The sequence below is a fragment of the Streptomyces beihaiensis genome, assembly GCF_026274175.1.
GTDB classification, from domain to species: Bacteria; Actinomycetota; Actinomycetes; order Streptomycetales; family Streptomycetaceae; genus Streptomyces; species Streptomyces beihaiensis.
On the sequence record NZ_JAPHNL010000001.1, the window covers coordinates 121794 to 144295 of the forward strand.

Below are 22502 nucleotides of genomic sequence, written 5' to 3' on the forward strand. Positions count from 1 at the left end.
CCCGTCCGGGCCGGAAGCTGCGTCAGAGCGGTGACGTGACTTCTCACAAGGCAACTATGCGTGTGATCGCGGGCACGCTGCAACCGACTCCCTGATAATTTCAGCAGTGTGGGTGTCACCCTGGCGTCGTCATCAAGTCACTGTAAGAATGGCGGTATTGATGAGGACTCAGGAGGTTGGGCGTGAGTGAAGCCCGTTCCGGCAGCAGCGCGCCGACGGTCCTGCGCATGATCCTCGGCCGTCGGCTGCGGGACATGCGGCTGGGCGTGGGCGCCTCTCTCGAGGACGCGGCCAAGGCACTGCGCGTGAAGACCTTGACGATCCGTCGGCTGGAAAAGGCCGAAGTCGCGCTGAAGCCTCTCTATGTGGAGAAGCTCCTGGAGACCTACGGCGCGGACCGTCAGGAGATCGACGAGTTCGTCGACCTGGCCGAGCAGGCCAACGAGCCAGGCTGGTGGCACTCCTACCGTGACGTCGTCCCGAGCTGGTTCACCGCCTACGTCAGCCTCGAGACCGGCGCCAAGACCCTTCGTACGTATGAGCCCCAGTACGTCACCGGCCTTCTGCAGACCCCCGACTACGCCCGCGCCGTGCTGCGCGGCGGCCTTCCGAACGGCAGCGAGGAGGAGGTGACGCGCCGAGTGGAGCTGCGGTTGCGTCGCCAGAGCCTGCTGGAGAGGGAGGACGCGCCCACGTTGTGGGTGGTCATGGAGGAAGCCGTCCTGCACCGCGAAGTCGGCGGCCCCGACGTGATGCGGGAGCAGATCGAACGGCTCCTGGACATGTCCGAACTCGCGCACATCAGCATCGACATCGTGCCCTTCGGCGCAGGCGCGCACGTCGGGGCATGCGCCCCGTTCACGTACTTCCGGTTCGAGGAACCCGAGCTGCCGGACATCGTGTACAGCGAACTCCTTTCCGCCGCTGTCTACTTGGACCAACGCGAGGATGTCGTCGCCCATCTCGAGGCGCATTCCCGGATGGCCCTGTCCACCTCGTCCGACGACAGTAGGGCGCTTTTGAACCGCATGCGCAAGGAGTACTCGTGAGGGTCACCGACGAGGGCGTCTACAACGGGATGCCGGCCCGTGATCTCGGAGATCAGGGCTGGGAGCGTCCCTGGAGCGGGCCCAACGGCGGGCAGTGCGTCGAGGCGAAGAGGCTCGCCGACGGCCGCGTGGCCGTACGCCAGTCGGCCGACCCGGCTGGGCCGGCACTGATCTACACACCCGAGGAGATCGCCGCGTTCGTCCGCGGGATCAAGGAGGGTCTGGCCGACCACCTGGTCGCAGGGTGAATTGGCCGCCGAACCGAGAGACGACGGCCCCGGCCGCGTCCTGGCCCGCGGGCCGACCGACACACGCATGAAGGGAATCACATGACCACCAGGCAGGCCGGCCGCGATCTCGACACGAGCAAGGCGCACTCGGCCCGGATGTACGACTACTTCCTCGGCGGCAAGGACCACTTCGAGATCGACAAGGAGGCGGCCCTGGTCGCCGCCGAGGCCCACCCGGGGATCTACGTGACCGCACGGGAGAACCGGGCCTTCATGCACCGGGCGACCCGTGTCCTCGCGCGGGAACACGGCATCCGCCAGTGGCTCGACATCGGCACGGGCATCCCGACCGAGCCCAACCTGCACCAGGTCGCCCAGTCCGTCGCGCAGGACGCCCGCGTGGTGTACGTGGACAACGACCCGCTCGTCCTCAAGTACGCCGAACGCCTCATGCGCAGCACGACACAAGGCCGCACGGCCTATGTCGAGGCCGACGCCACCGACCCCGATGACCTGATGGACGCCGTGGAGGCCGCCGAGGTCCTGGACTTCGACCAGCCCATCGCGCTCTCGCTCAACGCGCTCGTGCACTTCATCACCGAACCCCACGACCCGTACGCCGTCATCCGTCGGTTGCTCGACCCGCTCCCGGCGGGCAGCGCGCTCGCCATGAACCACTGCACGCCCGACTTCGACCCCGTCACCTGGAACAGGGTCGCGGAGGTCTACACCAAGTCCGGGTCTCCGGTGCATTTCCGCTCACACGGCGAAGTCCGCCGTTTCTTCGACGGACTCGACCTGATCGAACCCGGCATCGTCTGCTGCCACCGCTGGCGGCCCACCGCGCCCGCCGACGGAACAGAGCCCACGGACGCCCAGATCAGCCTGTTGGCGGGTGTGGGCATCAAACGCTGACCAGGGCGGGGCCGACGATCCCGGCCGGCCCGTGACGGAACCGGCCGGGGGACCCGCCGCCTTCCCGCGCCGGGCGGGTGGGCGAGCCGTCACGGGTCGTCGTGCCTGCCTCGCCGCCGCCCACGACGACGGCGAGGAAGGTGACGCGTCCCGATGCGGGCCACCCGCTGGTTGATCCGGCCGCCTCGAACGGGGCGCCGGTGGGGTTCAGCCGGTGGTCACCGCGGTGTCGTCGATGACGAAGGAGGTCTGGTACGCGTAGTCCTCGGTGCCGGTGAACTTCAGTGTCACCGTCTGGCCGGCGTAGGCCGCCAGGCTGAAGGTGTGCTGGGCGTAGCCGGTGTTGTGGTCGAGGTTGGAGTATCCGGCCAGGGTGGCCAGCACGCTGCCCGAGCTGTTGAGCACCTGGACCTTGAGAGTGTCGTAGGTCTTGGTGGTACTGGTCTCGGCCGTGTCGGTGTGGAGCCAGAAGCTGAAGTCGTACGTCGCGCAGTCGCGGGGCAGGGTGACGGCCTGGGCGAGAGTGTCGGTGCGGCTGGTGCCGTAGCCGTCCAGCCAGGCGTCCCAACTACCGCTGTGCGGCGGCTCTTTGCTGCTGTTGCTGATCACGCTGGACGAGGCTGTCCAGGCGGAGGAGGTCCCGGTCTCGAATCCCGGGTCGTCCAGGAGCTGGGCGGGTGTGCAGCCGGTGCCGGACGGGTCGATCGTCCAGGTGAAGGAGGCGGAGCCGGACGCGCCCGTCGAGTCCGTCGCCGTGACCGTCACGCTGGAGGTGCCGGAGGCGGTCGGGGTGCCCGAGACCAGGCCGGTGGAGGGGCTGATCGACAGGCCGGCGGGCAGGCCGGACGCGGCATACGTCAGTGTCTGCCCCGATGCCGAGTCACTCGCACTGATCTGCAGCGACACCGGTGTGCCGACCGTCCCGGTCTGGTTGCCCGGATCGGTGACGGTGACGCCGCCGGCGGAGCCGGTCCCGGCCGAGGCGAGCCAGGCGGTCGCGTTGAGGGCGAGCTGGGCGTCGGTGCCCTTGGGGTCGTCCCAGCCGTTGTAGACGGTGTGGCCCGGCTCACCGGTGCCGTCGTCGATGGCGGAACTGTCGCCCCAGATCGCCACGTGCCCACTGCCGTAGGTGCTGGTGGTGAAGAACGCGCCGGTGGTGCCGCCCGGCGTGGAGCCGGTGGTGTAGAGCAGGCCCTTGACGTTCGGGTTGTCGGCGGGGTGCAGGGTCTCGGTGTTGCCGTTGTAGATGACGCTCCCGGTGACGGTGCCGAAGGCGCCGTTCAGAACGGCGTTCGTGGAGTCGCTGATCGCTTTCGGGGAGTCGCTGACGATGTTCTGCTGGTCGACGCTGAAGCCGAACGGGTCGGAGTTGTCGACGCCGTTGTTGGTCAGCAGGTCGTTGACCACCTTGGGGGAGTCCCAGCCGTCGTTGTTGCGGTCGCTGCCCGTGTGGTCGACGATCAGGAACAGGCCGCCGCCGTTCTGCACGAAGTGCATCACCGCGGCCTTCTCGGCGGCGGACAGCTGATCCTGCGGCTCGGGCAGCACGAACTCGTCGAAGTGCGACAGGTCCAGCGCGTTGCTCGTGTCGCCGTAGGTGATGGAGTTGCCCGGGGGCAGAGTGTCCAGGCTGTATCCGCCCGCTTTCTGCAGCGAGACGCCCCAGGCGGAGATGGCACCGGTCCAGTCCGTCTCCGACTGCGGGTTGGCGTTCTGCTGAAGAGGGTCGGGCATGCTCGTGCTGATGATCCAGTCGGAGTTGCCCGAGGTCTCCGCCTTGCTGTCGTCGAACAGGACGTGATGGGTCGCGGTGGTCGCGGAGACGGCCGGTGATGCGGTGCCTTGCGTCGGCACGGCAGCGGCCGCGGCCGGCGTCGCGCCGAAGGCCACAGCCATGGCGAGGACAGCGCCGGCGGCGGCCGGCAGACCGTTCTTCCTGACCTGCGTCGGTCTGAGCATGCGTCGAGCTCCTGACGATCGCGGATGTGTGGTGCCTGGATGGGTCGAGTGCCAGTGCTACGCGCGTAGTTGAACCTACAAATGACGAGCATCGGGTGTGACGGTCGCGGCGTCAACGGCTTACGTCATGTCCATTACATGAACGGTTCGGCACCGGCGGGTACCGACGGGTGACGACAGGTGCTGCAAGCGTCTTGCCGACGGGGCCGTCGGCGCGTGAACCCGTGCTCCCGAGAGCTCGCCGCACACGCGCGTGCGCCACGCCGCGCGGACCAGCCCGACGGCGTCCCGCGGAACTCGTCCGGAAGCGGAGACGCGCGGTGTCTGGGTGACGGGCGCGGCCGCTGCTTCGGCCGGCCGTCGGCACGGGTCGGCCGCTGTCCGCAGGCCCCCGGCCGCAGAATCGGGCATCCTGGACCGTGTGGGACCGTGCGCACCCTCGCCCTCCGCCCCCCGGACACCGACCGGGCGGGTGACAGCAGAGCGTCAGGGAAACGGCGAGCCGGGAGAGCGGCCGACCGGCTTCCCGCGGTGAGCGCGGAGCGGAGAAAGGGTGGCGTGCGGATGAGCGGGCCGGACATCGACTACCGGGCGGTGTTCCAGGCGCTGCCCGGCATGGTGGCGCTGTTGACGCCGGAGCTGGTGTACGAGGACGCGAACGCGGACTTCCTGCGTGAGTCCCACCGCAGCCGTGAGGACCTGATCGGCCGCTATCTGTTCGACGTGTTCCCGGACAACCCGGGCGATCCCGCCGCCACGGGCGCGCGGAACCTGGAGGCGTCGCTGCGCCGGGTGGTGGAGACCGGGGAGCGGGACACGATGGCGCTGCAGCGCTACGACGTGCAGTCGACCGAGCGTCCGGGCGAGTGGGAGGAGCGCTACTGGAGTCCGGTCAACGCGCCGGTCCTGGGCGCGGAGGGACGGGTGGTGCTGCTGGTGCACCGGGTCGAGGAGGTCACGGAGCTGATCCGCGCCCGCCGTCGTACGGGCGGTGACCGGGCCCGGGTGCTGGAGGCGGAGCTTTACACCCGCTCCCGTGAGCTGCAGGAGGTCAACGAGCGCCTGCGCCTGGCCCACGCCCGCGACCGTGAGATCGCCCTCGCCCTGCAGGACGCGATGCTGCCCGCACTGCACCTGGCCGACCACCACCGGACCGCGGTGCGGTACCGGCCGGCGGTCGGCGCCCTGAACGTGTGCGGGGACTGGTACGACCTGGTCGAGCTTCCCGGCGACCGCATGGCGGTCGCGGTGGGCGACGTCGTCGGCCACGGGCTGGCCGCCGCGGGAGTGATGGGCCAGCTGCGCAGCGCGCTGTCCGCCGCCTCCCGCGTCGCCGAGGGGCCCGCCAGGGCATTGGAGGTGCTGGGCTTGTACGCGCGCGCGGTGGACGGCGCCGAGTCCACCACGGCCGCGTCCGTCCACATCGACTGGCCCACCCGCACCCTCACCTACAGCAGCGCCGGCCACCCCCCACCCGCCGTCCTGTGCGAGGACGGCACCGTGGTCTTCCTCGACCAGGCCACCGACCCCCCGCTGGGGGCCCGCCCCGAACACGTCCCCCGCCCCCAGGCCGAACAGGCGTTCAAGCCCGGCGACACCCTCGTGCTGTACACCGACGGCCTGATCGAGCGCCGCCACGAAGACATCACCACCGGTCTTCACCGCCTGGCCGCCTCCCTGGCCGCGCACCTCACCCTCGAACCCGACCAGCTCGCCGACCTCCTGCTGCTCGACCTGCTTCCCGCCGCCGGCGCCACCGACGACACCGCCCTGATCGTCCTGCGCCTGTAGGGCGCCCCCGCACGGGCCGGTGAAGGCACAAAGGCGTCAGCACACTCCCCGACGCGCTCCGCCGACCCGGGGCGTGCCCGCGCTACGTCGCGGGTCTGGTCAGGAGCAGTTCGGTGTTGTGGTCGGCGGCCGTGCCGATGCGGGCGGAGGGCGTGGCGTAGGGGTCGTTGTAGGCGAGCTCGCGGTACAGGGCGGCCAGCCCGCGGTCGGAGGTGTCGGAGAAGTCGGTCGTGTACGGGGCGGCCGACTCGATGAGCGTGGTGAACAGCGAGATCGTGCCGTCCTGGTTGTCGGCGATCTCGATGATCCGGGCGTGGTGCGGATAGTCGACGTGTGAGGCGGTGTTGATCTCCCAGAAGGCGCGCTCGGCGACGGCGTGGCCGTGCGCGCTGATCCGGTTCTCATGAGTGTGGCCGTTGACCCAGGCCACCACGTTCGGGAAGCGCTGGAGAAGCGCGACCAGTTCGTCGCCGCTGTGACGGCCCTCGAACGGGCGGTACGGGTCGGGCAGCAGGTTGCCCATCGTCGTACTGGTGTGGTGGCTGAAGACGACGACGAGGCGGTCGTCCGATCCACCGCGTACCGTATGGCCGTCGCTGTCGTACCAGTGCCCGCTGTGCGCCTTGAGCACCGACTCCAGCCAGGCGAGCTGCGTGCTGCCGAGCGAACCGTCGGCGAAGCCGGCCCGGTTGGTCGTGTCGAGGCTGATGCCGAGAACCCCGTCGGCGAGGTCGAAGGTGTAGTAGAGCTTCCCGCCGGCGGCCGAGTCCGGTGTGAAGCCGTGTCCGACGGGGCCCGCGCCGGTGTACGCCGGGTTCAGGTGAGCCTTGGCGAACTCGGCGGGCGTGAACGGATGGCGCCGCTCGTCGGAGGTGACCGTGCGGATCGACCCGCCGTTGGTCAGCAGCCTGCCCAGCAGGACCGCGGCCTTTCCCGGGTCGTGCACGAGGGCGTCCGCCAACTGGGCGGCGGTCGCGTCGTCGCAGCCCTCCACCTTGCGCGAACCCGTGTAGAGGGAGTTGAGCAGGCCGAGGTCGGGCAGGCTGCCCTCGATGCTGTCGTCGTGATTGCCGACCGTGGTGTACCAGGGCAGGCTCAGGCCGGGCGCGTCGAAGGGGCGGATCGCACCGCTCAGGAATCCGGGGATCTGCGGCAGCCCCTTGGCCTTGTACGCGTCGCGCAGGGCGGATTCAGGGTTCCAGTACTGAGTGTCGCCGGAGTTCTGCACGCCCTCGTAGCGTGTGAGGTCGCCGCTGCTCGGGGTGATCCGACCGCCGCTCATGACGGTCAGGTACCAGTCGAGCTCGATCAGCTCGTGGTTGTCGGTGTTGTCGCCGGTGGCCATCACCATGCTGAACGGCAGGCCGGTGTACGGGCCCTGGCGCACCGCGTTGACCCGCTCCACGAGCGACGAGGCGCCCCGCACGGTCAGCGCCTCCTGCGGGCGGTGCGCGCTGTCGTTGAACCGCGCCAGGTACTCGAACCGCACCGGCGACTCGGTGTCCGTCAGGTGCAGGTCGGTGAACTGCACGAAGGACGCGAGCCCGGTGCGCCGGTCGTCCCTCCCGGACGTCGCGCCGGCCAGTTCGCCGCGCACCACCACAGGCCAGCCGGGGCCCGCCACCAGCCGCCGGTAACCCCCCTGGCCCACCGGCGTCGCCGCCCGTTCGAGGGTGGTGCCGTCGATCCGCACGGCCCGCGCCCGCGTGGCCGCGAGGGCCTGGTCCTGCGCCAGCGCGCGACCCGGGGTCAGCACCGGCCAGAGCGCTGCCGTCGCGGCCGCCGAAGACAGCCCCGTCATGAACCTGCGTCGGCTCATCCCGCTCATGAATCCCCCTGTCCAAGGCGGCACTTGAGTGTCACGCCCCCTGCTGGGCGCATCCGCCGCGCCGATCCTACTGACGAGTAGTGACCTGTCCAGGGCCAGAGCGCGAACGCCTGGGAAAACGCCCGGGAAACGAAAGGTGCGAGGACGCCGGTGAACCGGGCCGCCCGGCGACCGACGGGGGTGACGTCCGCGAAGAACGCAGGCTTCGCCCGTGCGATGCCGATGTCCGGAGGCGAGGGCGGCCTTGAGGGCGGTGGCGGCCGCGCTGCCGGGCCGGATCCATGCGCGCTGCCCGTACCGGTGCCGTACCGGTCCCGTCAGCCGGCGAGGGTGAAGTAGGCGAGGCTGCCCAGGCCGGCCAGCGTGCAGTAGATCGCGAACGGGATGAGCGTGCGGTTCTCGAAGTACTTGACCAGGTAACGGGTCGCCAGGTAGGCGGCGACGAAGGCCGCGATGCTGCCGGCCAGGAGCGGCCCGCGCAGCCCGTCGCCCTGGGGGCCGAGCAGCGGGGGCAGTTTGAGCAGCGCCGCTCCGCCGATGACGGGTGTGGCGAGCAGGAACGCGAAGCGGGCGGAGTCCTCGTGGTCGAGGCCGCGGAAGATGCCCGCGCTGATGGTCACTCCGGAGCGGCTGATGCCGGGGCACAGGGCGAGGATCTGCGCGGCCCCGATCCCCAGGGCCTGCCGCATGGTCATCCGGGTGATGCGCAGGTCCGACAGCTCGTCCGGGCTCAGCCGCTCTTCGCCGGGTGCCAGGGACGCCCCGGCGCGTCTGCGACCCGTACCGCCGCGGCGGAGCTTCTCGGTGACGTACAGGACGATGCCGTTGAGGGCGAGGAAGACCGCGGTCGGGACCGGGCGCCCGAGTGTGGTGCGAAAGACGTGGTCGAGTGCGACACCGGCGATGCCCACCGGTATGCAGGCGGTGATGATCAGCCAGGCGAGGCGTTGGTCGACGGTCTGTATGCGGCGTTGCGTGATCGAGGTCGACAGGCCGCGGATCACCCGGATCCAGTCCCGCCAGAAGAAGGCCACGAGGGCGAGGGCGGTGGCCAGGTGGAGGCCGACCAGCTCGTTGAGGTAGAGGGAGTCGTCCGCGGAGACGTCGAGGTCGTGTTTCCAGTGCCCGCCCAGGAGGGCGGGTATCAGGATGCTGTGCCCGAGACTGGAGACGGGGAACAGTTCGGTGACGCCCTGCAGCAGGCCGACGCCGACGGCTTCGGGATAGGTGAGAACGGACATGGTCGGCCTTCGAGTCGATCAGTGTGCGAAGCCGGGGGCCCGGCCAACCGGAACCTACTACACGCGTGTAGATGGCCCGTCGGGTGTTCGTGACCTTTCACCTGGCCGACGCCCACTGTTCATCGCGGCGCCCGTCGTGTTCCCGGACCCTGCCGAGAAGACGTCAAAGGGTCGTTGGGTACGCGTACTTGGCCACCGCCGGACGTCCCACGGAGCGGAGGCGCGCTGTGGGCCGGGGAAGGGCCCGCACTATGGTGAAGGCATGCGTTGGGGGGAGCGTCCGGTCGGCGTCCGCTGGACGGCGGCGGCATACGTGACCGGATTCCTGGAGGGGGCCGGCGCCCACGCGTACTTCCTGGTGAAGAGCGGGCCGCACGCCTACGCCTACGCGCCGGTTCTCATCCAGCTCCTGTTCCACGGCCTTGTGCTGCTCGATCCGCTGGTCGCGTTGCTGACGGCCATGGGCCGACCGGTCGGGCCGCCCGTCGCCGCCGCGGTCATGACCGCCGATCTGGTGGCCAACTGGGTCGTCGAATGGAGCGCCGTCCGAGCGGATCCGCTCGCCTTTCTGCGTCCCGCGGGTCTGTTGCCCATCAGCGTGTTCGGGGTCTTCGTCCTCGCCTCCGCGGTCCCGATGCGCCGAGCCTTGATGTCCGACGGCTGACGTCGGCCCGCCGCCCGTCCGAACCACGGCGGCATGCGCACGGCCCATGGGCTGCTGTTCCTCGAAGCACGGCTCACCGACTCCTCTGAGCCATCTGCGGCTTCGCGGGTCGGTGCGGTTCCGCTGTCGCGCCGTGGACGAGAACGCACATGTCAGGCCCATCGTCTGGGACCTGCGGGTGAAACGATCTCATTCCCGGCGGCTCTGTGGCGGCTCTGTGGCGGGTCTTTGACGAGCGTGAGACCTGGCCGGAAGGAAGTCCATCATTTCGGCTCAGTACGAAAACGCTCGCCCGGCGCCGGGCTTCGCCACGACGGTCATCGTGCCGACGGCGACGGCGACGGCGACGGCGACGGCGACACCCTGCCCCTTTCGAGCCTCCGACCGGCACCTGCCGGGCCGTCCCGTGCCGATGGCGCAAGCCCGCACATGCCGACACCGTGTTCAGCCGAAGGAGGAAGACCCCCGCATGAGGATCACCAGACGGATAGCCGCCACAGCAGCAGCCGGCGCCCTGGCCGCCGGAGCCCTCGGACTCGCCACCACACCCGCCCAGGCCGCCACCTCGGTCTGCGCGACCTCCAACCCGCCCTCCGGATCCATCTGCTTCCACATCTACAACTCCAGCACCGGCACCTGGCACTGGACCCAGCCCTGGTACTACTGCGGCACCAAGCACAACTTCAGTGACTACGAGTGGATCACGTGGGTCAAGGACAACCAGACCACCGGCACCGTCACCAAGTTCTACTGGGGGACGAACTGGACCGACGGCGTCATGGGCACGCGAACAGCGAAGTTCTACGGCCGCCCCCCGTACTACAGCTCCGACAACGGCGGTGGCATCCCGGGCTCGCCGGTCTACTCGGTCAAGATCTGCTGAACCCGCTCGCCGCCACCGCGCCATGGCGTCGAGGCTGTCCGTCGCCTCCAAGACGCCGGCGGCGGCGCCCCACGGCGCCGCCCCGAAACCGCCGCCACCTCGTCCTGCCGAGGTGGCGGCGCAGCGCTTCGACGACTGGTTCCCCGCCGCCCGGGCGATCGGAGGGCGTGCCGTCGAACTGTGCAGCACCGGCCAGGTCGTCTCCCGTGGGGCTTCGTCCCCTGGACCTCAAGCAAGATCAGCGCCGTGATCCATCACGGCAACACCGCTGAGTCCGCCGTCGCCCGGCGCCTGCGAGACGGGTGTGCTCCTGTCGCCCCTCAGCTGATCCCTGGCCAGCCGTCCTCGTGCACCTCGTCCCCGTTCGAAGCCTCCTGCGGCTCGGTGTCGTCCGTGTCGACCTCGGCCGTCGGCCGCACAGCGGACTCCGGCTCCGCGTCTTGCGGTCGCGGCTCGACGCCCTCGGGATCGGTCATCTCTGTTGCGCTCATCCCTGCCTCCTTGTCGTGATCGCGCCGCCGAAGCGGGCACGCAGGATCCGCATCCTCGCCTTCGGCCGCCCAGTGGAGCGGCAGGCGTCCACAGACGCGTGCGGCGGGTTGCGTCACCTGTCGCCGCGGGAGGACGCGATGGGTGCCGGCCCGGATGCGTGCGCCCCAGTGGTGCGGCACCGGCTTTGTGCACCGCCTGAACAGTGACCGTCGGGGGAGCGCCGGGCCAGTGTTTTCGGACTGAGCCGAAATGCCGGACCGCGTGCGCCGGATGACGTTCGATTCGACCGCGAGGTATTGACGCGGTCGGTCAGCTCCCTATCATTCAGTTGCTCGATACTTCGATCCGTATTCGATATATCGAACGAACCGGAGTCGCTTCACTCGTACAGCCAAGCGCCTCCGGTTCGCATCCTTGACGCCGCGGGGCACAGCGCGGCGGGGTGAAGCGGCCGGAGAGCCCCTGAAGCGGGCAGACGGAATTGCTTACTCAAGGATGGAGAAGTCCGCATGAGCAGACGAAGTTCCGGCCACAGACGGCCACCCGCGGTGCTCGCCGCCGTCGCCACGGTCCTGATCGCGTTGGCGGCGACGCTCTTCGCGGTCCCGGCGCAGGCCGCCACCAGCGGCGCGTTGCGCGGCGCTGGTTCGGGGCGGTGCCTCGATGTGCCGAACGCGAGCCAGACCGACGGCACGTACCTGCAGATCTGGGACTGCTCGGGCAACGCCAACCAGCAGTGGACGTCGACGGACAGCGGTCAGCTGACCGTGTACGGCAACAAGTGCCTGGACGTCCCGGGCCACGCCACCACGGCCGGCACCCGGGTGCAGATATGGACCTGCAGCGGTGGTGCGAACCAGCAGTGGCGAGTGAACTCCGACGGAACCATCGTCGGTGTGGAGTCCGGCCTCTGTCTGGACGTCACGGGCGCCGGTACGGCGAACGGAACGGCGGTGGAGATCTGGACGTGCAACGGCGGCAGCAACCAGAAGTGGACCGGCCTGTCCCAGACGACTCCACCGGGCTCGTGTGCTCTTCCGTCGACGTACCGGTGGACGTCCACGGGGCCGTTGGCGCAGCCGGCGAACGGGTGGGTCGCACTGAAGGACTTCACCGACGTGACGTACAACGGCAAGCACCTGGTGTACGCGTCGAACGTGTCGGGATCGTCCTATGGCTCGATGGCGTTCACCCCCTTCACGAACTGGTCGGACATGGCGACGGCGGGCCAGACCGGCATGAGCCAGTCCGCGGTGGCGCCCACGCTGTTCTACTTCGCCCCCAAGAACATCTGGGTGCTGGCGTACCAGTGGGGCGCGTGGCCCTTCATCTACCGGACGTCGAGCGACCCCACCAACCCCAACGGCTGGTCCGCGCCGCACGCGCTGTTCACCGGCAGCATCCCGGGCGGCGCCCCGATCGACCAGACCCTGATCGGCGACGGCCAGAACATGTACCTGTTCTTCGCCGGTGACAACGGCAACATCTATCGGGCGAGCATGCCGATCGGGAACTTCCCGGGCAGCTTCGGGTCGTCGTACACGACGGTCATGAGTGACACGGTGAAGAATCTCTTCGAGGCTCCGCAGGTCTACAAGGTCAAGGGCCAGAACCAGTACCTCATGATCGTCGAGGCCCGGGGTGCGACTGAGCAGCGTTACTTCCGCTCGTTCACGGCCTCCAGCCTCAACGGTACGTGGACCCCGCAGGCCGCCAGTGAGAGCAACCCCTTCGCGGGCAGAGCCAACAGCGGTGCGACGTGGACGAACGACATCAGCCACGGTGACCTGGTCCGTAACAACCCCGACCAGACCATGACCATCGACCCCTGCAACCTTCAGTTCCTCTACCAGGGCAAGTCGCCCACCGCGGGCGGCACCTACGACCAACTGCCCTGGCGGCCGGGCGTCCTCACCCTGCAGCACTGAACCGCAGCGATCGAGGCCCCACGGGGTGCGGATGACTGACCCGCGGTCGGCGGCGAGGTCACCGCTTAGGGGCGAGGCTGGCAGGCTCCCTCGATGTGGGCCTGCGGGGACTTGACGAACGGCCAGGGGCCCGGCCGGAGCCGCCGCTGCCCGAACGGGGCGTCGGGCCGGGCCTCGCGCGTGGTGGTCTGTTCGGAGACGGCCAGGCAGAGAACCTCCCGGCGTCCGCCGGCACGGGCCGGCCCGCGACGACGAGAAGGTCGGCGGCCGGTATGTCGAGTTCAGCGGCGAGCTCGTGAAGTCGCTGCGGAGCGGTGTCGGTTCCGCGCGCGGCGAGGCTGCTCAGGATGGTGGCCCGTTCCATGTGAGGAAGGTAGCGGGTGCGCTGCCAGGACAACCCCCGCACGAGTCGTTCGGGGCTGACCTTCGCTGATCGCCCGGGGCGAATCGGCTCAGGGCACGGGGTCGAGCTCGGATGCGGCCGGCGGTGTCTGCTTCCGTCCCCTGGGCCGGGTCGCGCTTCGTCCACCGGCTGCGCTCACCGGCTCCGCGCCCACCACGGCCACACGTGCGAGCCCCAAGGACCCACACGGCCGGAACCACCCGTCACTCCTGGCCCGCCACGCCCCCCGGGGGCGCTTCCCCCGAACGCAGGTACTCCTTCAGCCACTGCTCGGTGTTACTGACGTGCAGCAGCGCCGCGGCTTGGCTGAGGGAAGCGTCGCGGAGGCACAGGGCCCGGAAGATCGCCTCGTGCTCGGCGAGGGTCCGGCCCGAGGCGTGGGTGTCGACCAGTCCGCGCCAGACGCGGGCGCGCAGGGTACGTCCGGAGATGTTCTCCAGGAGCGCGAGCAGGGACTCGTTGCCCGTGGCGCAGACCACGGCGCGGTGGAACGCGGCGTCGTGGACGTTGAGCCGCTCCACATCGTCACGGGCTTCGCGCATGGCCTCCAGGTGCCGCTCGACCTCGGCCAGTTGCTCGTCGGTGATCCGGGTGGCGGCGAGCGCGGTGGCGGCCGGTTCCAGGAGCCGCCGTACCTCGACGAGGTCCCGCAGGGCGGCCGCGTCGCCCTGCAACAGCTCCACCGCGCCGCCGAGCCCTTCGAGCAGCAGGCTCGGCTGCAGGCTGGTCACATAGGTGCCGTCGCCGCGCCGGACCTCCAGGACCCGGGCGACGGCCAGCGCCTTCACGGCCTCCCGGGCGAGGTTGCGGGACAGGCCCAGCTGCGCGGCCAGCTCCGGTTCCGGCGGGAGCTTCGAGCCGCGTGGCAGCGCTCCGCTGAGGATCAGCTCCCGGAGCTGCGCGATGGCCTTGTCCGTCAAAGACACCCCGCACTCCTTCCAGGTCCGTTCACCGCGGGCACGTCCGGCCTGATGAGGTTCCGGGCACGCAGATCGTCCCAGAGACCTCCGGGAACGCCCCGCCGGTGGAGCTCCACGTTCCGCTCGACCTGCCGCGCGGTCCGCATCCCGAGGGTGACGTTGATGATACTGGGATGGCTGTACGGGAACGCGATGGCCGCCGCGGGAAGCGTCGTACCGTGTGCCGCGCAGACCTCGGCGATCGCGCGGGCGCGGGCCACCAGGGCGGGGGGAGCCTCGCGGTAATCGTAGGTCATGCCCTCGGCGGGCCGGTCGCACGCGAGCAGTCCCGAGTTGAACACGCCGACGGCCACCACGCTCTTGCCGAGTTCCGCGGCGGCGGGGAGGACGTCGTCGAGCGCCGACTGGTCGAGCAGGGTGTAGCGCCCCGCCAGCATCACCACGTCGGCGGCGCTCTCGCGCAGGAAACGCGCGAGCATGGCCGACTGGTTCATGCCCGCGCCGATCGCGCCCACCACTCCCTGGCCGCGCAGCTCCGCCAGGGCCGGCATGGCCTCCTCGACGGCCTGCCGCCAGTGGTCGTCGGGGTCGTGCAGGTAGACCACGTCCAGGCGGTCGAGGCCGGTACGTGCCAGCGTGTCCTCGATGGACCGCAGGACGCCGTCGCGGCTGAAGTCCCACTGTCTGCGCAGGTCGTCGCGGACGGCGAAGCCCTGGTCGTCGGTGCCCCGAGGGTGTTCCTTGGGGACCAGCAGACGGCCGGCTTTGGAGGAGACGACATAGGCGTCACGCGGCCGGTCACGCAGAGCCGCGCCAAGACGCCGCTCGGCCAGGCCGAGGCCGTAGTGCGGTGCCGTGTCGAAGTACCGGATGCCCGCCTCCCAGGCGGCCTCGACCGCGGCCCGGGCGTCGTGCGCCGGGGTGACCTCGTAGAGGTTGCCGATGGCGGAGGAGCCGAAGCCGAGGTCGGTGAGGGTGACAGGGGTGCTTTTGATCCCGTGGCGCCGCATGCCCGGCCCCGTCATCGGCCGAGCCATCCGCCGTCGACGGGCAGGACGGTGCCGTGGACGTACGCGGCCGCCTCGGAGGCCAGGAACACGGTGGCGCCCGCGAGGTCGGCGGCCGTCCCCCAGCGCGCCGCCGGGATGCGGTCGAGGATCGCCTCAGCCCGGACGGGATCGTCCCGCAGGGCCCGCGTGTTGTCGGTGGCGATGTAGCCGGGGGCGATGGCGTTGACGTTCACGCCGTGCGGCGCCCACTCGTTGGCCAGGGCCTTGGTCAGGCCGGCGATGCCGTGCTTGGCTGCGGTGTAGCCGGGGACGGTGATGCCGCCCTGGAAGCTGAGCAGGGACGCCGTGAAGATGATCTTCCCGCGGCCGCGGGCCACCATCGCCGCGCCCACCGCGCGGGACAGGGCGAACTGGGCGTGGAGATTGACCTGGAGGACCGACTCCCAGTCCGTGTCGGTGTGTTCGACGGCCGGGGCGCGGCGGATCGTGCCCGCGTTGTTGACCAGGATGTCCACCGGCCGCGCGCGCCCGGCGAGGTCCGCGCCCAGTGCTCGTACGGCGTCCGGCTCGGCGAAGTCGGTGCGGATGGCCTCGAAGGTACGGCCCGCGGCCGAGACGTCCTTCTCCACATCGCTGCCGGTCTCCTCCAGTGAGGCACTGACACCGATGACGTCCGCACCCGCCTCGGCGAGCGCGCGGGCCATGGCCCGGCCGATGCCGCGCCGGGCCCCGGTGACGACCGCGAGTCTCCCGGTGAGGTCGAAGGCGGTCATACGGCGGCTGCCTGGGTGTCGTCGGCGCAGTCCACGAGGATCTTCATCACGTCACCGCCGTCTTCGAGCGCCTCGAACGCGAGGGGCGCCTCGGCGAGCGGCACGATCCGGCTGATCAGGCGCTGAGCCGGAACGGTGCCGTCGGCCACCAGGGCCACCGCACGCTCGAAGTCGGCACGCCCGTACAACCGGGCGCCGACGAGGGTGAGTTCGCGCCAGAAGAAGCGGTGCAGGTTCACCTCGCGGGGCCGCGGGTGGATGGCGACCAGGCACAACCGGCCCCTCACGCCGAGTACCTCGACGGCGGTGTCCACCCCGCTCGGCGCGCCGGAGACTTCGAAGGCGACGTCCGCACCGGCGTCGCCGGTCCACCGCCGCACCAGCTCGGGCACGTCGTCGGTGTCCGGGTCCCACGCGGCCAGCCCCAGCTCCTCGGCGCGGCGCCGCCGGTGCGGGCTCGGCTCGACCATCCGGACGTCGGCTCCGGCCGCTCGGGCGACCAGAGCGATGAGGACGCCGACGGGTCCGCCGCCGACCACGACGGCCCGCTCGCCGCGCTGGACCCGGGCCCGGCCGACATCGTGCACGGCGACCGCGGTGGGCTCCACGAGGGCGGCCAGGTCAAGAGGGAGGGAGGCGGGCAGCCGTACGAGGGCGGAGGCGGGCACGGTCCAGCGCTGCTGCATCGCGCCGGGCGAGTCGATGCCGATGAAGTCCAGGTGCGCGCAGATGTGCTGGTGCCCCGCCCGGCAGGCCGGACAGGTGCCGTCCCAGCGCAGCGGCATCACGGTGACCGCGTCCCCGGGCGACCAGCCCTCCACCTGCGCACCCACGCGCACGATCCGGCCGGACATCTCGTGCCCGAGGACGGCGGGCGCGGCGACCCGCGCGTCCATGTCGCCGTGGAAGATGTGCAGGTCGGTGCCGCAGATACCGACGTAGGCGGGGGCGATCTCCACCTGACCGGGGCCGGGGGCCGGGCTCGGGGCGGGCGCGGTGTCCAGGGTGCGGGCGGCGAGGTAGCGAACGGCGAGTGTCATCGTGTTCTCAGGGTCCCTTCAGCGCGGACGCCGATGGTGAGCAGCAGGTTGGCGTAGGTGCGGGTGTCGGCGGTGACGACGGCGAGGGCCAGGTCGGGTGAGCGGGCCGCGTCGTAGAAGGCGAAGCGGCCGAGCGTCTCGACGGGGGCGGGCGCCAGCACGGAGCGGTACTCGGTGACGGCCGCAGGCTCCGGTTCACCCTCGGGCGGCACCATCACGTGCGCCGACTCGACGGGCAGCGCCCGCAGCAGCACGTCGAGCACCGTGGGCACGTCCAGCAGGCCCGGCGCCAGGTTGAGGTGGACGGTCCTGGCGCGCGGTCCGGTGGCCGTACTGGCCGGGTAGTGGCCGTCGGCGAGCAGCACCCGGGCTCCGTGCCCGGCACCCGCCAGGGCTTCGAGGACGCCCGGGTGCAGGAGTTCGGTCAGCAGCACGCGGTGCCTTCCTTCCCCGGAGCGGGAGACAGCCGGTAGAACGTGGTGGCGGTGCCGGCGAGGACCGCCTCGGTCTCGGCGGCGGAGCAGCCGGCCAGGAGTTCTTCGACGGCGGCGGCCCACCGGTTCCAGCCGCCGGCGAGGAGGCAGACCGGCCAGTCCGAACCGAACATCAGCCGCTCGGGGCCGAAGGCGGAGAGCAGCACCTCCCACACCGGCCGGATGTCGTCGACCGTCCACTTCTCGTGGTCGGCCTCAGTGACCAGGCCCGACACCTTGCACCGCACCTGGGGATGGGCGGCCAGCCGCCGCACGTCCCGCTCCCAGTCGTCCAGGCGCTGCCGCGCGATGGGCGGCTTTCCGGCGTGGTCCAGGACCAGAGGGAGGCCGGGAAGGCGTTCGGCCAGGCGGATCGCCTGGGGCAACTGGTGGCTGCGCACGAGCAGGTCGTACCCGAGGCGGCGTTCGCCCACCGCCCGCAACCCGCGTTCCACCGAGGGCCGTTGCAGCCAGGCGGTGTCGGGCTCGCCCTGGACGAGGTGGCGTACGGCCCGCAGGCGGTCGCCGCCGGGCCCGGCGCGCAGTGCGTCGAGTACGTCGCCGACCGCCGGGGACGTGAGATCCGCCCAGCCGACGACGGCCCCGACGAGCGGGTCACCGGCGGCGAGCGCGAGGAACTCGCGTGTCTCGTCGGCCGACGCCACGCACTGGACGAGCACGGTGCGCTCCAGTCGTCGGCCCGCCACCGTCGCGGTGGCCGCCCCGCGCAGCTCGGCGGTGGTGAAGGTGCGGCGGATGGTCTCGTGTCCGGCCTCGTCCAGCCAGGGCTGAGGCCGGGCGTCCAGGTCCCACACGTGGTGGTGGGCGTCGACGAGGACTTGGGCGTCAGACACGGGCGGTCCAGACGGGGCCGTCGGGATACGCGTACTTCTTGAGGGAGTCCGGCAGCATCTGCGCGCTCAGACCGGGCAGGGCCGGCGCGCGATAGTGACCGTCGAGGACGCGGGCCGGGTCGACGAAGTGCTCGTGCAGGTGGTCGACGTACTCCACGACCCGGTCCTCGGTGGTGCCGGAGACGGCGACGTAGTCGAACATCGCCAGGTGCTGGACCATTTCGCACAGCCCGACGCCGCCGGCGTGCGGGCAGACGGGGACGTTGAACTTCGCGGCGAGCAGGAGGATCGCGATGTTCTCGTTGACGCCGCCGACTCGCGCGGAGTCGATCTGGACGATGTCCACCGCCCCCGCCCGCAGGAGTTGCTTGAAGACGACCCGGTTGGCGATGTGCTCGCCGGTGGCGACCTTGATGGGGCGGACCGCCTCGCGGACCGCCGCGTGGCCGAGTATGTCGTCGGGGGAGGTGGGCTCCTCGATCCAGTACGGCCGGTAGGGGGCCAGGGCCCGCATCCAGTCGATCGCGTCCTGGACGTCCCATCTCTGGTTGGCGTCGACGGCGATGCGGATGGAGTCGCCGACGCTCTCGCGGGCGGTGCGCAGGCGGCGTACGTCGTCGTCGAGGGACGCGCCGACCTTCAGTTTGATCTGGGTGAAGCCGTCGGCGACGGCCTCGCGGGCCAGGCGGGCCAGCTTCTCGTCGGAGTAGCCGAGCCAGCCGGGCGTGGTGGTGTAGGCGGGGTAGCCGCGCTCAAGCAGCCGCGCGATCCTGTCTTGGCGCCCCGGTTCGGCACGGTGCAGGATCTCCAGGGCCTCCTCGGGGGTGAGCGCGTCGCTGAGCCAGCGGAAGTCGACCTGCGCGACCAGCTCTCGCGGCGGCATCTCTCCCAGGAACCGCCACACCGGCTTGCCCGCGCGCTTGGCCGCGAGGTCCCAGGCGGCGTTGACCACCGCGCCGGTGGCCATGTGGATGGCGCCCTTCTCCGGTCCCAGCCAGCGCAGTTGGGGGTCGTGCACGAGGGAACGGGAGAACGCTCCGAGGTCGGCGCACACCTCCTCGACCGGCCGGCCGACCACGTGCGGGGCGAGGGCGGCGATCGCCGCGGCCTGTACGTCGTTGCCGCGGCCGGTGGTGAAGGCGAGCGCGTGACCTTCGAGTCCGTCGCCCGCGTCGGTGCGCAGGACGGCGTAGGCGGCGGAGTAGTCGGGCTCGGGGTTCATCGCGTCCGAGCCGTCGAGCTGCTCCGACGTCGGGAACCGCACGTCCAGGACGTCCAGGGCGGTGATGCGGGCGGGCGAGGGCACGGTGGAGGACACGGCGGCAACTCCTGTGAGGGGCCGGGGAAGGTGTCACCCCGGCGACGGGACGTGGACGTGGACGCGGCGGAGGGCGGACGGCCGGGCGGGGCCGCCCGGGTCACTCCTGGACCTTGCCGCCGGTGATGCGGGAGATGGCGAGTGCGATCAGGATGATCAGGCCGTTGAGGGCTCCGATCCACTGCGCCGGTACGCCCGCGAGGGTGAGCACGTTCTGGATCATGAAGAGCAGCAGGACGCCGCAGAACGCGCCGAACATGGTGCCCTTGCCGCCGCTGAGGCTGATCCCGCCGATCACGGCGGCGGCGAAGACGGTGAAGATGTAGCCGTTGCCCTGGGCGGAGGCGACCGACGCCAGACGCCCGGACAGCATGAGCCCGGCGAGGGCGGCGAGCACGCTGCCGGTGACGATCACGATCCACAGCACGCGGTCGGTACGGATGCCGGCGGCCTTCGCCGCGTCGACGTTGCCGCCCACGGCGTACAGGGAGCGGCCGAAGCTGGTCCAGCCGAGGACGACGACGGCGGCGGCGAACAAGGCCAGGCAGATCCAGATGGAGGCCGGTACACCGAACCATTCGGCGGTGCCGAGGTAGAGCATCGACTGCGGCAGCCGGAAGAACGTCTGACCGCCCGAGATGCCGGTGAGGATGCCGCGCAGCACGATGAGCATGCCGAGGGTGACGATGAAGCCGTTGAGGCCGAAGCGGATGATCAGGAGGGCGTTGACCAGGCCGACGAGCGCCCCGACGGCGAGGGTCAGGGGAATCGACCAGCCACCGGGGACCAGGCCGAGGCCGTGTCCGGCCCCGGCCGGGACCACCAGCCAGGCCGCGATGCCGGGCGCGAGGCCCATGGTGGACTCCAGGGACAGGTCCATCTTCTTGACGATCAGGACCATCGCCTCGGCGAGCACCAGCAGGGCCATCTCGGACATGGTCTGCAGGACGTTGATGAGGTTGTCGGCCTGGAGGAAGACCGGGTTGACGATCTGCCCGACGACCGCGATGACGACGATCGCGGGGACGAGCGCGAGGTCACGCAGGCGGGCCAGGGGTATCCGGCCGCCGAGCAGCGCGGTACGCCTGGGCCCCGGTTCCGCGGCCGGGGCGGCCGGGTCCGCGAGGACGGTTTCAGGCATGGAGGTCCACTCCTTCCATCGCGGCCACGAGTTCGTGGTCGTGCCAGCCACGGGCTGTCTCCGAGGTCACCCGGCCCTGGAACATCACCAGGACCCGGTCGCACATGCGCAGATCGTCGAGTTCGTCGGAGGCGATGAGCACTCCGGTTCCGGTGCCCGCGGTCTCCTCGACCTTGTCGAGGAGGAACTCCTTGGAGCGCACGTCCACGCCCGCGGTCGGATTGATCAGCACCAGCAGGCGCGGGTCGTCCGCGAGAGCGCGGGCCATTACGACCTTCTGCTGGTTGCCGCCCGAGAGCGCGGAGACGGGCAGCTCGGGGCCCGGCGTCTTGATGGCCAGCCTCTCGATCATGTCGTCGGCCAGCCGGTCGCGCCGGTCCCGCCCGAGGAAGCCGTTCCTGCCGAGCCGGTGCGCGACGGACAGCGTGGCGTTGTCCGCGACCGACATCTGGGGCACGAGCCCCTGGTGGTGCCGGTCCTGCGGGACGAACCCGGCACCCGCGGCGAGCGCGGCGGGCACGCTGCCCGGACGGGGCCGCCTCCCCGCGATCTCCACCTCGCCGACCTGGGCCGCCCGCAGCCCCACGACGGTCTCGGCGACCTCGGTGCGGCCGCTGCTCGCCGCGCCGGCGAGCCCGACGATCTCCCCGGCACCCACCTGGAAGGTGACGTCACGGTAAGCGCCTTCGCTGCCCAGCGCCCGCACGGACAGCGCGGCCGCGGCGGCGTTGTCCAGGGTGGTGGAGCGCTCCCGCCGCCGGTCGGCCGCCGCCTCACCGGTCATGGCGGCGACCAGCTCGGCGCGGGGGAGCTTGTCGACCGGTGCGGTCATGACGTGCCGGGCGTCGCGGAACACCGTCACCATGTCGCAGATCTCGTAGACCTCCTGGAGATGGTGGCTGATGAACAGGAAGGTCACGCCCTGACGCTGCAGGTCGCGGACGCGGTCGAAGAGCCGGCCGATGGCCGCGCCGTCGAGCTGGGCGGTCGGCTCGTCGAGAATGATGAACCGGGCTCCGAAGGACAGCGCGCGGGCGATCTCGACGAACTGGCGCTGCTCCACGCTCAGGTCGCCCGCCGGTGCCTGCGGGTCGATGTCCACCGACCACGCCGAAAGCAGGTCCCGGGCCCGCCGCCGAACCCCCTGCCAGCTGATGAGCCGGCCGCGGCCGTGGTCGTGCCGGTTCAGGAAGAGGTTCTCGGCGACGGTCAGGGTCGGGATGATGGTCGACTTCTGGTAGACGCAGGCCACGCGTCGGCGCCAGGCGTCGGGGTCCGTGAGGCGCGGCGCCGGGCTGCCGCCCAGAGTGACCGTTCCCGCGTCGGGGGCTTGCAGACCGGTGAGGACCGACACGAGCGTCGACTTGCCGGCCCCGTTGCGCCCGACGAGCGCGTGGGTCTCGCCCGGCATGATGGTGATACGGGCGCCGTCGAGCGCCACCGTCGGACCGAATCGTTTGACAATGCCCGTCGCCTCGACGACCGGCGGACCTGTCCGGGATCGCGCGTCGTCCGCCGGGGCGGGTGCGGGGCTGCCTGCCCGCTCGCCGTCGCTCATCACAACCGCCTTGTTCTCGTGAGCCGTTGGGT

20 protein-coding genes are annotated in these 22502 nt (G+C 70.9%); 7 read left to right on the forward strand and 13 right to left on the reverse strand.

Annotated features, from left to right (window positions below):
* The first annotated feature begins 182 nt into the window (after positions 1–182).
* The 3 genes from OFY01_RS00525 to OFY01_RS00535 all read left to right on the forward strand — a co-directional run bounded on the left by OFY01_RS00525 (position 183) and on the right by OFY01_RS00535 (position 2194).
* A complete protein-coding gene (locus tag OFY01_RS00525) occupies positions 183–1049 on the forward strand; it encodes a helix-turn-helix domain-containing protein (RefSeq protein WP_266595148.1) in 867 nt (288 codons plus the stop codon).
* Positions 1050–1078: 29 nt separating this feature from the next.
* Positions 1079–1297 (forward strand): DUF397 domain-containing protein, encoded by a 219-nt coding sequence (locus OFY01_RS00530; protein ID WP_266595268.1) that lies wholly within the window; start codon positions 1079–1081, stop codon positions 1295–1297.
* 81 nt (positions 1298–1378) lie between these two features.
* Entirely contained in the window at positions 1379–2194 is an 816-nt protein-coding gene (locus OFY01_RS00535) for an SAM-dependent methyltransferase (RefSeq protein ID WP_266595150.1), read from the forward strand.
* Between the two features lie 207 nt (positions 2195–2401).
* On the opposite strand, the gene OFY01_RS00540 is transcribed toward OFY01_RS00535, so the two are convergent.
* Positions 2402–4153 carry a putative Ig domain-containing protein gene (locus OFY01_RS00540; RefSeq protein ID WP_407700248.1) on the reverse strand — a complete coding sequence of 584 codons (1752 nt, stop codon included), beginning with the start codon at positions 4151–4153 and terminating at the stop codon, positions 2402–2404.
* Positions 4154–4717: 564 nt separating this feature from the next.
* Here OFY01_RS00540 and OFY01_RS00545 point away from each other — a divergent pair.
* Positions 4718–5944, forward strand: coding sequence for a PP2C family protein-serine/threonine phosphatase (locus OFY01_RS00545; RefSeq protein ID WP_266595152.1), 1227 nt, complete (start codon positions 4718–4720; stop codon positions 5942–5944).
* A gap of 82 nt (positions 5945–6026) precedes the next feature.
* On the opposite strand, the gene OFY01_RS00550 is transcribed toward OFY01_RS00545, so the two are convergent.
* Both OFY01_RS00550 and OFY01_RS00555 read right to left on the reverse strand, forming a co-directional pair.
* Entirely contained in the window at positions 6027–7772 is a 1746-nt protein-coding gene (locus tag OFY01_RS00550; protein WP_407700249.1) for a TIGR03767 family metallophosphoesterase, read from the reverse strand.
* A gap of 317 nt (positions 7773–8089) precedes the next feature.
* A complete protein-coding gene (locus OFY01_RS00555) occupies positions 8090–9013 on the reverse strand; it encodes an undecaprenyl-diphosphate phosphatase (RefSeq protein ID WP_266595156.1) in 924 nt (307 codons plus the stop codon).
* 262 nt (positions 9014–9275) lie between these two features.
* On the opposite strand from OFY01_RS00555, the gene OFY01_RS00560 reads away from it, so the two are divergent.
* Entirely contained in the window at positions 9276–9677 is a 402-nt protein-coding gene (locus OFY01_RS00560; RefSeq protein WP_266595158.1) for a hypothetical protein, read from the forward strand.
* A 469-nt stretch (positions 9678–10146) separates the two neighbouring features.
* The gene (locus OFY01_RS00565; protein ID WP_266595160.1) at positions 10147–10560 is read left to right on the forward strand and encodes a hypothetical protein; all 414 of its coding nucleotides are present in this window, start codon (positions 10147–10149) and stop codon (positions 10558–10560) included.
* A gap of 320 nt (positions 10561–10880) precedes the next feature.
* Here OFY01_RS00565 and OFY01_RS00570 read toward each other — a convergent pair whose 3' ends face one another.
* Positions 10881–11051, reverse strand: coding sequence for a hypothetical protein (locus tag OFY01_RS00570; protein ID WP_266595161.1), 171 nt, complete (start codon positions 11049–11051; stop codon positions 10881–10883).
* Positions 11052–11561: 510 nt separating this feature from the next.
* Here OFY01_RS00570 and OFY01_RS00575 point away from each other — a divergent pair.
* Positions 11562–12980, forward strand: a complete 1419-nt coding sequence (locus OFY01_RS00575) for a non-reducing end alpha-L-arabinofuranosidase family hydrolase (protein WP_266595163.1) — start codon at positions 11562–11564, stop codon at positions 12978–12980.
* 606 nt (positions 12981–13586) lie between these two features.
* On the opposite strand, the gene OFY01_RS00580 is transcribed toward OFY01_RS00575, so the two are convergent.
* The 9 genes from OFY01_RS00580 to OFY01_RS00620 form a co-directional block, all read right to left on the reverse strand.
* Positions 13587–14309, reverse strand: a complete 723-nt coding sequence (locus tag OFY01_RS00580) for a FadR/GntR family transcriptional regulator (RefSeq protein ID WP_266595165.1) — start codon at positions 14307–14309, stop codon at positions 13587–13589.
* Positions 14300–15313 (reverse strand): aldo/keto reductase, encoded by a 1014-nt coding sequence (locus OFY01_RS00585; RefSeq protein WP_266595167.1) that lies wholly within the window; start codon positions 15311–15313, stop codon positions 14300–14302. Before OFY01_RS00585 ends, OFY01_RS00580 begins: the two co-directional genes overlap by 10 nt.
* An 11-nt stretch (positions 15314–15324) precedes the next feature.
* Entirely contained in the window at positions 15325–16086 is a 762-nt protein-coding gene (locus tag OFY01_RS00590) for an SDR family oxidoreductase (protein WP_266595169.1), read from the reverse strand.
* On the reverse strand, positions 16083–17126 hold the full coding sequence (locus tag OFY01_RS00595) for a zinc-dependent alcohol dehydrogenase (protein WP_266595171.1): 1044 nt from the start codon (positions 17124–17126) through the stop codon (positions 16083–16085). The genes OFY01_RS00590 and OFY01_RS00595 overlap by 4 nt, the downstream gene beginning before the upstream one ends.
* Entirely contained in the window at positions 17123–17560 is a 438-nt protein-coding gene (locus OFY01_RS00600) for an RbsD/FucU family protein (RefSeq protein WP_266595173.1), read from the reverse strand. Before OFY01_RS00600 ends, OFY01_RS00595 begins: the two co-directional genes overlap by 4 nt.
* Complete coding sequence (locus OFY01_RS00605; protein ID WP_266595175.1) at positions 17551–18453, reverse strand: amidohydrolase family protein; 903 nt, start codon at positions 18451–18453, stop codon at positions 17551–17553. Before OFY01_RS00605 ends, OFY01_RS00600 begins: the two co-directional genes overlap by 10 nt.
* Positions 18446–19771 (reverse strand): enolase C-terminal domain-like protein, encoded by a 1326-nt coding sequence (locus OFY01_RS00610; RefSeq protein WP_266595177.1) that lies wholly within the window; start codon positions 19769–19771, stop codon positions 18446–18448. Before OFY01_RS00610 ends, OFY01_RS00605 begins: the two co-directional genes overlap by 8 nt.
* Positions 19772–19871: 100 nt before the next feature.
* The gene (locus tag OFY01_RS00615; protein ID WP_266595179.1) at positions 19872–20912 is read right to left on the reverse strand and encodes an ABC transporter permease; all 1041 of its coding nucleotides are present in this window, start codon (positions 20910–20912) and stop codon (positions 19872–19874) included.
* Positions 20905–22470, reverse strand: coding sequence for a sugar ABC transporter ATP-binding protein (locus tag OFY01_RS00620; protein WP_266595181.1), 1566 nt, complete (start codon positions 22468–22470; stop codon positions 20905–20907). Before OFY01_RS00620 ends, OFY01_RS00615 begins: the two co-directional genes overlap by 8 nt.
* Positions 22471–22502: the final 32 nt, after the last annotated feature.

What these genes read in the sequence shown, in the direction of transcription:
- OFY01_RS00620 (WP_266595181.1), bottom strand. Translation starts at nt 22,470, where the DNA reads ATGAGCGACGGCGAGCGGGCAGGCAGCCCCGCACCCGCCCCGGCGGAC.
- OFY01_RS00585 (WP_266595167.1), bottom strand. Translation starts at nt 15,313, where the DNA reads ATGCGGCGCCACGGGATCAAAAGCACCCCTGTCACCCTCACCGACCTC.
- OFY01_RS00565 (WP_266595160.1), top strand. Translation starts at nt 10,147, where the DNA reads ATGAGGATCACCAGACGGATAGCCGCCACAGCAGCAGCCGGCGCCCTG.
- OFY01_RS00575 (WP_266595163.1), top strand. Translation starts at nt 11,562, where the DNA reads ATGAGCAGACGAAGTTCCGGCCACAGACGGCCACCCGCGGTGCTCGCC.
- OFY01_RS00615 (WP_266595179.1), bottom strand. Translation starts at nt 20,912, where the DNA reads ATGCCTGAAACCGTCCTCGCGGACCCGGCCGCCCCGGCCGCGGAACCG.
- OFY01_RS00590 (WP_266595169.1), bottom strand. Translation starts at nt 16,086, where the DNA reads ATGACCGCCTTCGACCTCACCGGGAGACTCGCGGTCGTCACCGGGGCC.
- OFY01_RS00570 (WP_266595161.1), bottom strand. Translation starts at nt 11,051, where the DNA reads ATGAGCGCAACAGAGATGACCGATCCCGAGGGCGTCGAGCCGCGACCG.
- OFY01_RS00535 (WP_266595150.1), top strand. Translation starts at nt 1,379, where the DNA reads ATGACCACCAGGCAGGCCGGCCGCGATCTCGACACGAGCAAGGCGCAC.
- OFY01_RS00560 (WP_266595158.1), top strand. Translation starts at nt 9,276, where the DNA reads ATGCGTTGGGGGGAGCGTCCGGTCGGCGTCCGCTGGACGGCGGCGGCA.
- OFY01_RS00550 (WP_407700249.1), bottom strand. Translation starts at nt 7,772, where the DNA reads ATGAGCGGGATGAGCCGACGCAGGTTCATGACGGGGCTGTCTTCGGCG.
- OFY01_RS00540 (WP_407700248.1), bottom strand. Translation starts at nt 4,153, where the DNA reads ATGCTCAGACCGACGCAGGTCAGGAAGAACGGTCTGCCGGCCGCCGCC.
- OFY01_RS00545 (WP_266595152.1), top strand. Translation starts at nt 4,718, where the DNA reads ATGAGCGGGCCGGACATCGACTACCGGGCGGTGTTCCAGGCGCTGCCC.
- OFY01_RS00530 (WP_266595268.1), top strand. Translation starts at nt 1,079, where the DNA reads ATGCCGGCCCGTGATCTCGGAGATCAGGGCTGGGAGCGTCCCTGGAGC.
- OFY01_RS00595 (WP_266595171.1), bottom strand. Translation starts at nt 17,126, where the DNA reads ATGACACTCGCCGTTCGCTACCTCGCCGCCCGCACCCTGGACACCGCG.
- OFY01_RS00555 (WP_266595156.1), bottom strand. Translation starts at nt 9,013, where the DNA reads ATGTCCGTTCTCACCTATCCCGAAGCCGTCGGCGTCGGCCTGCTGCAG.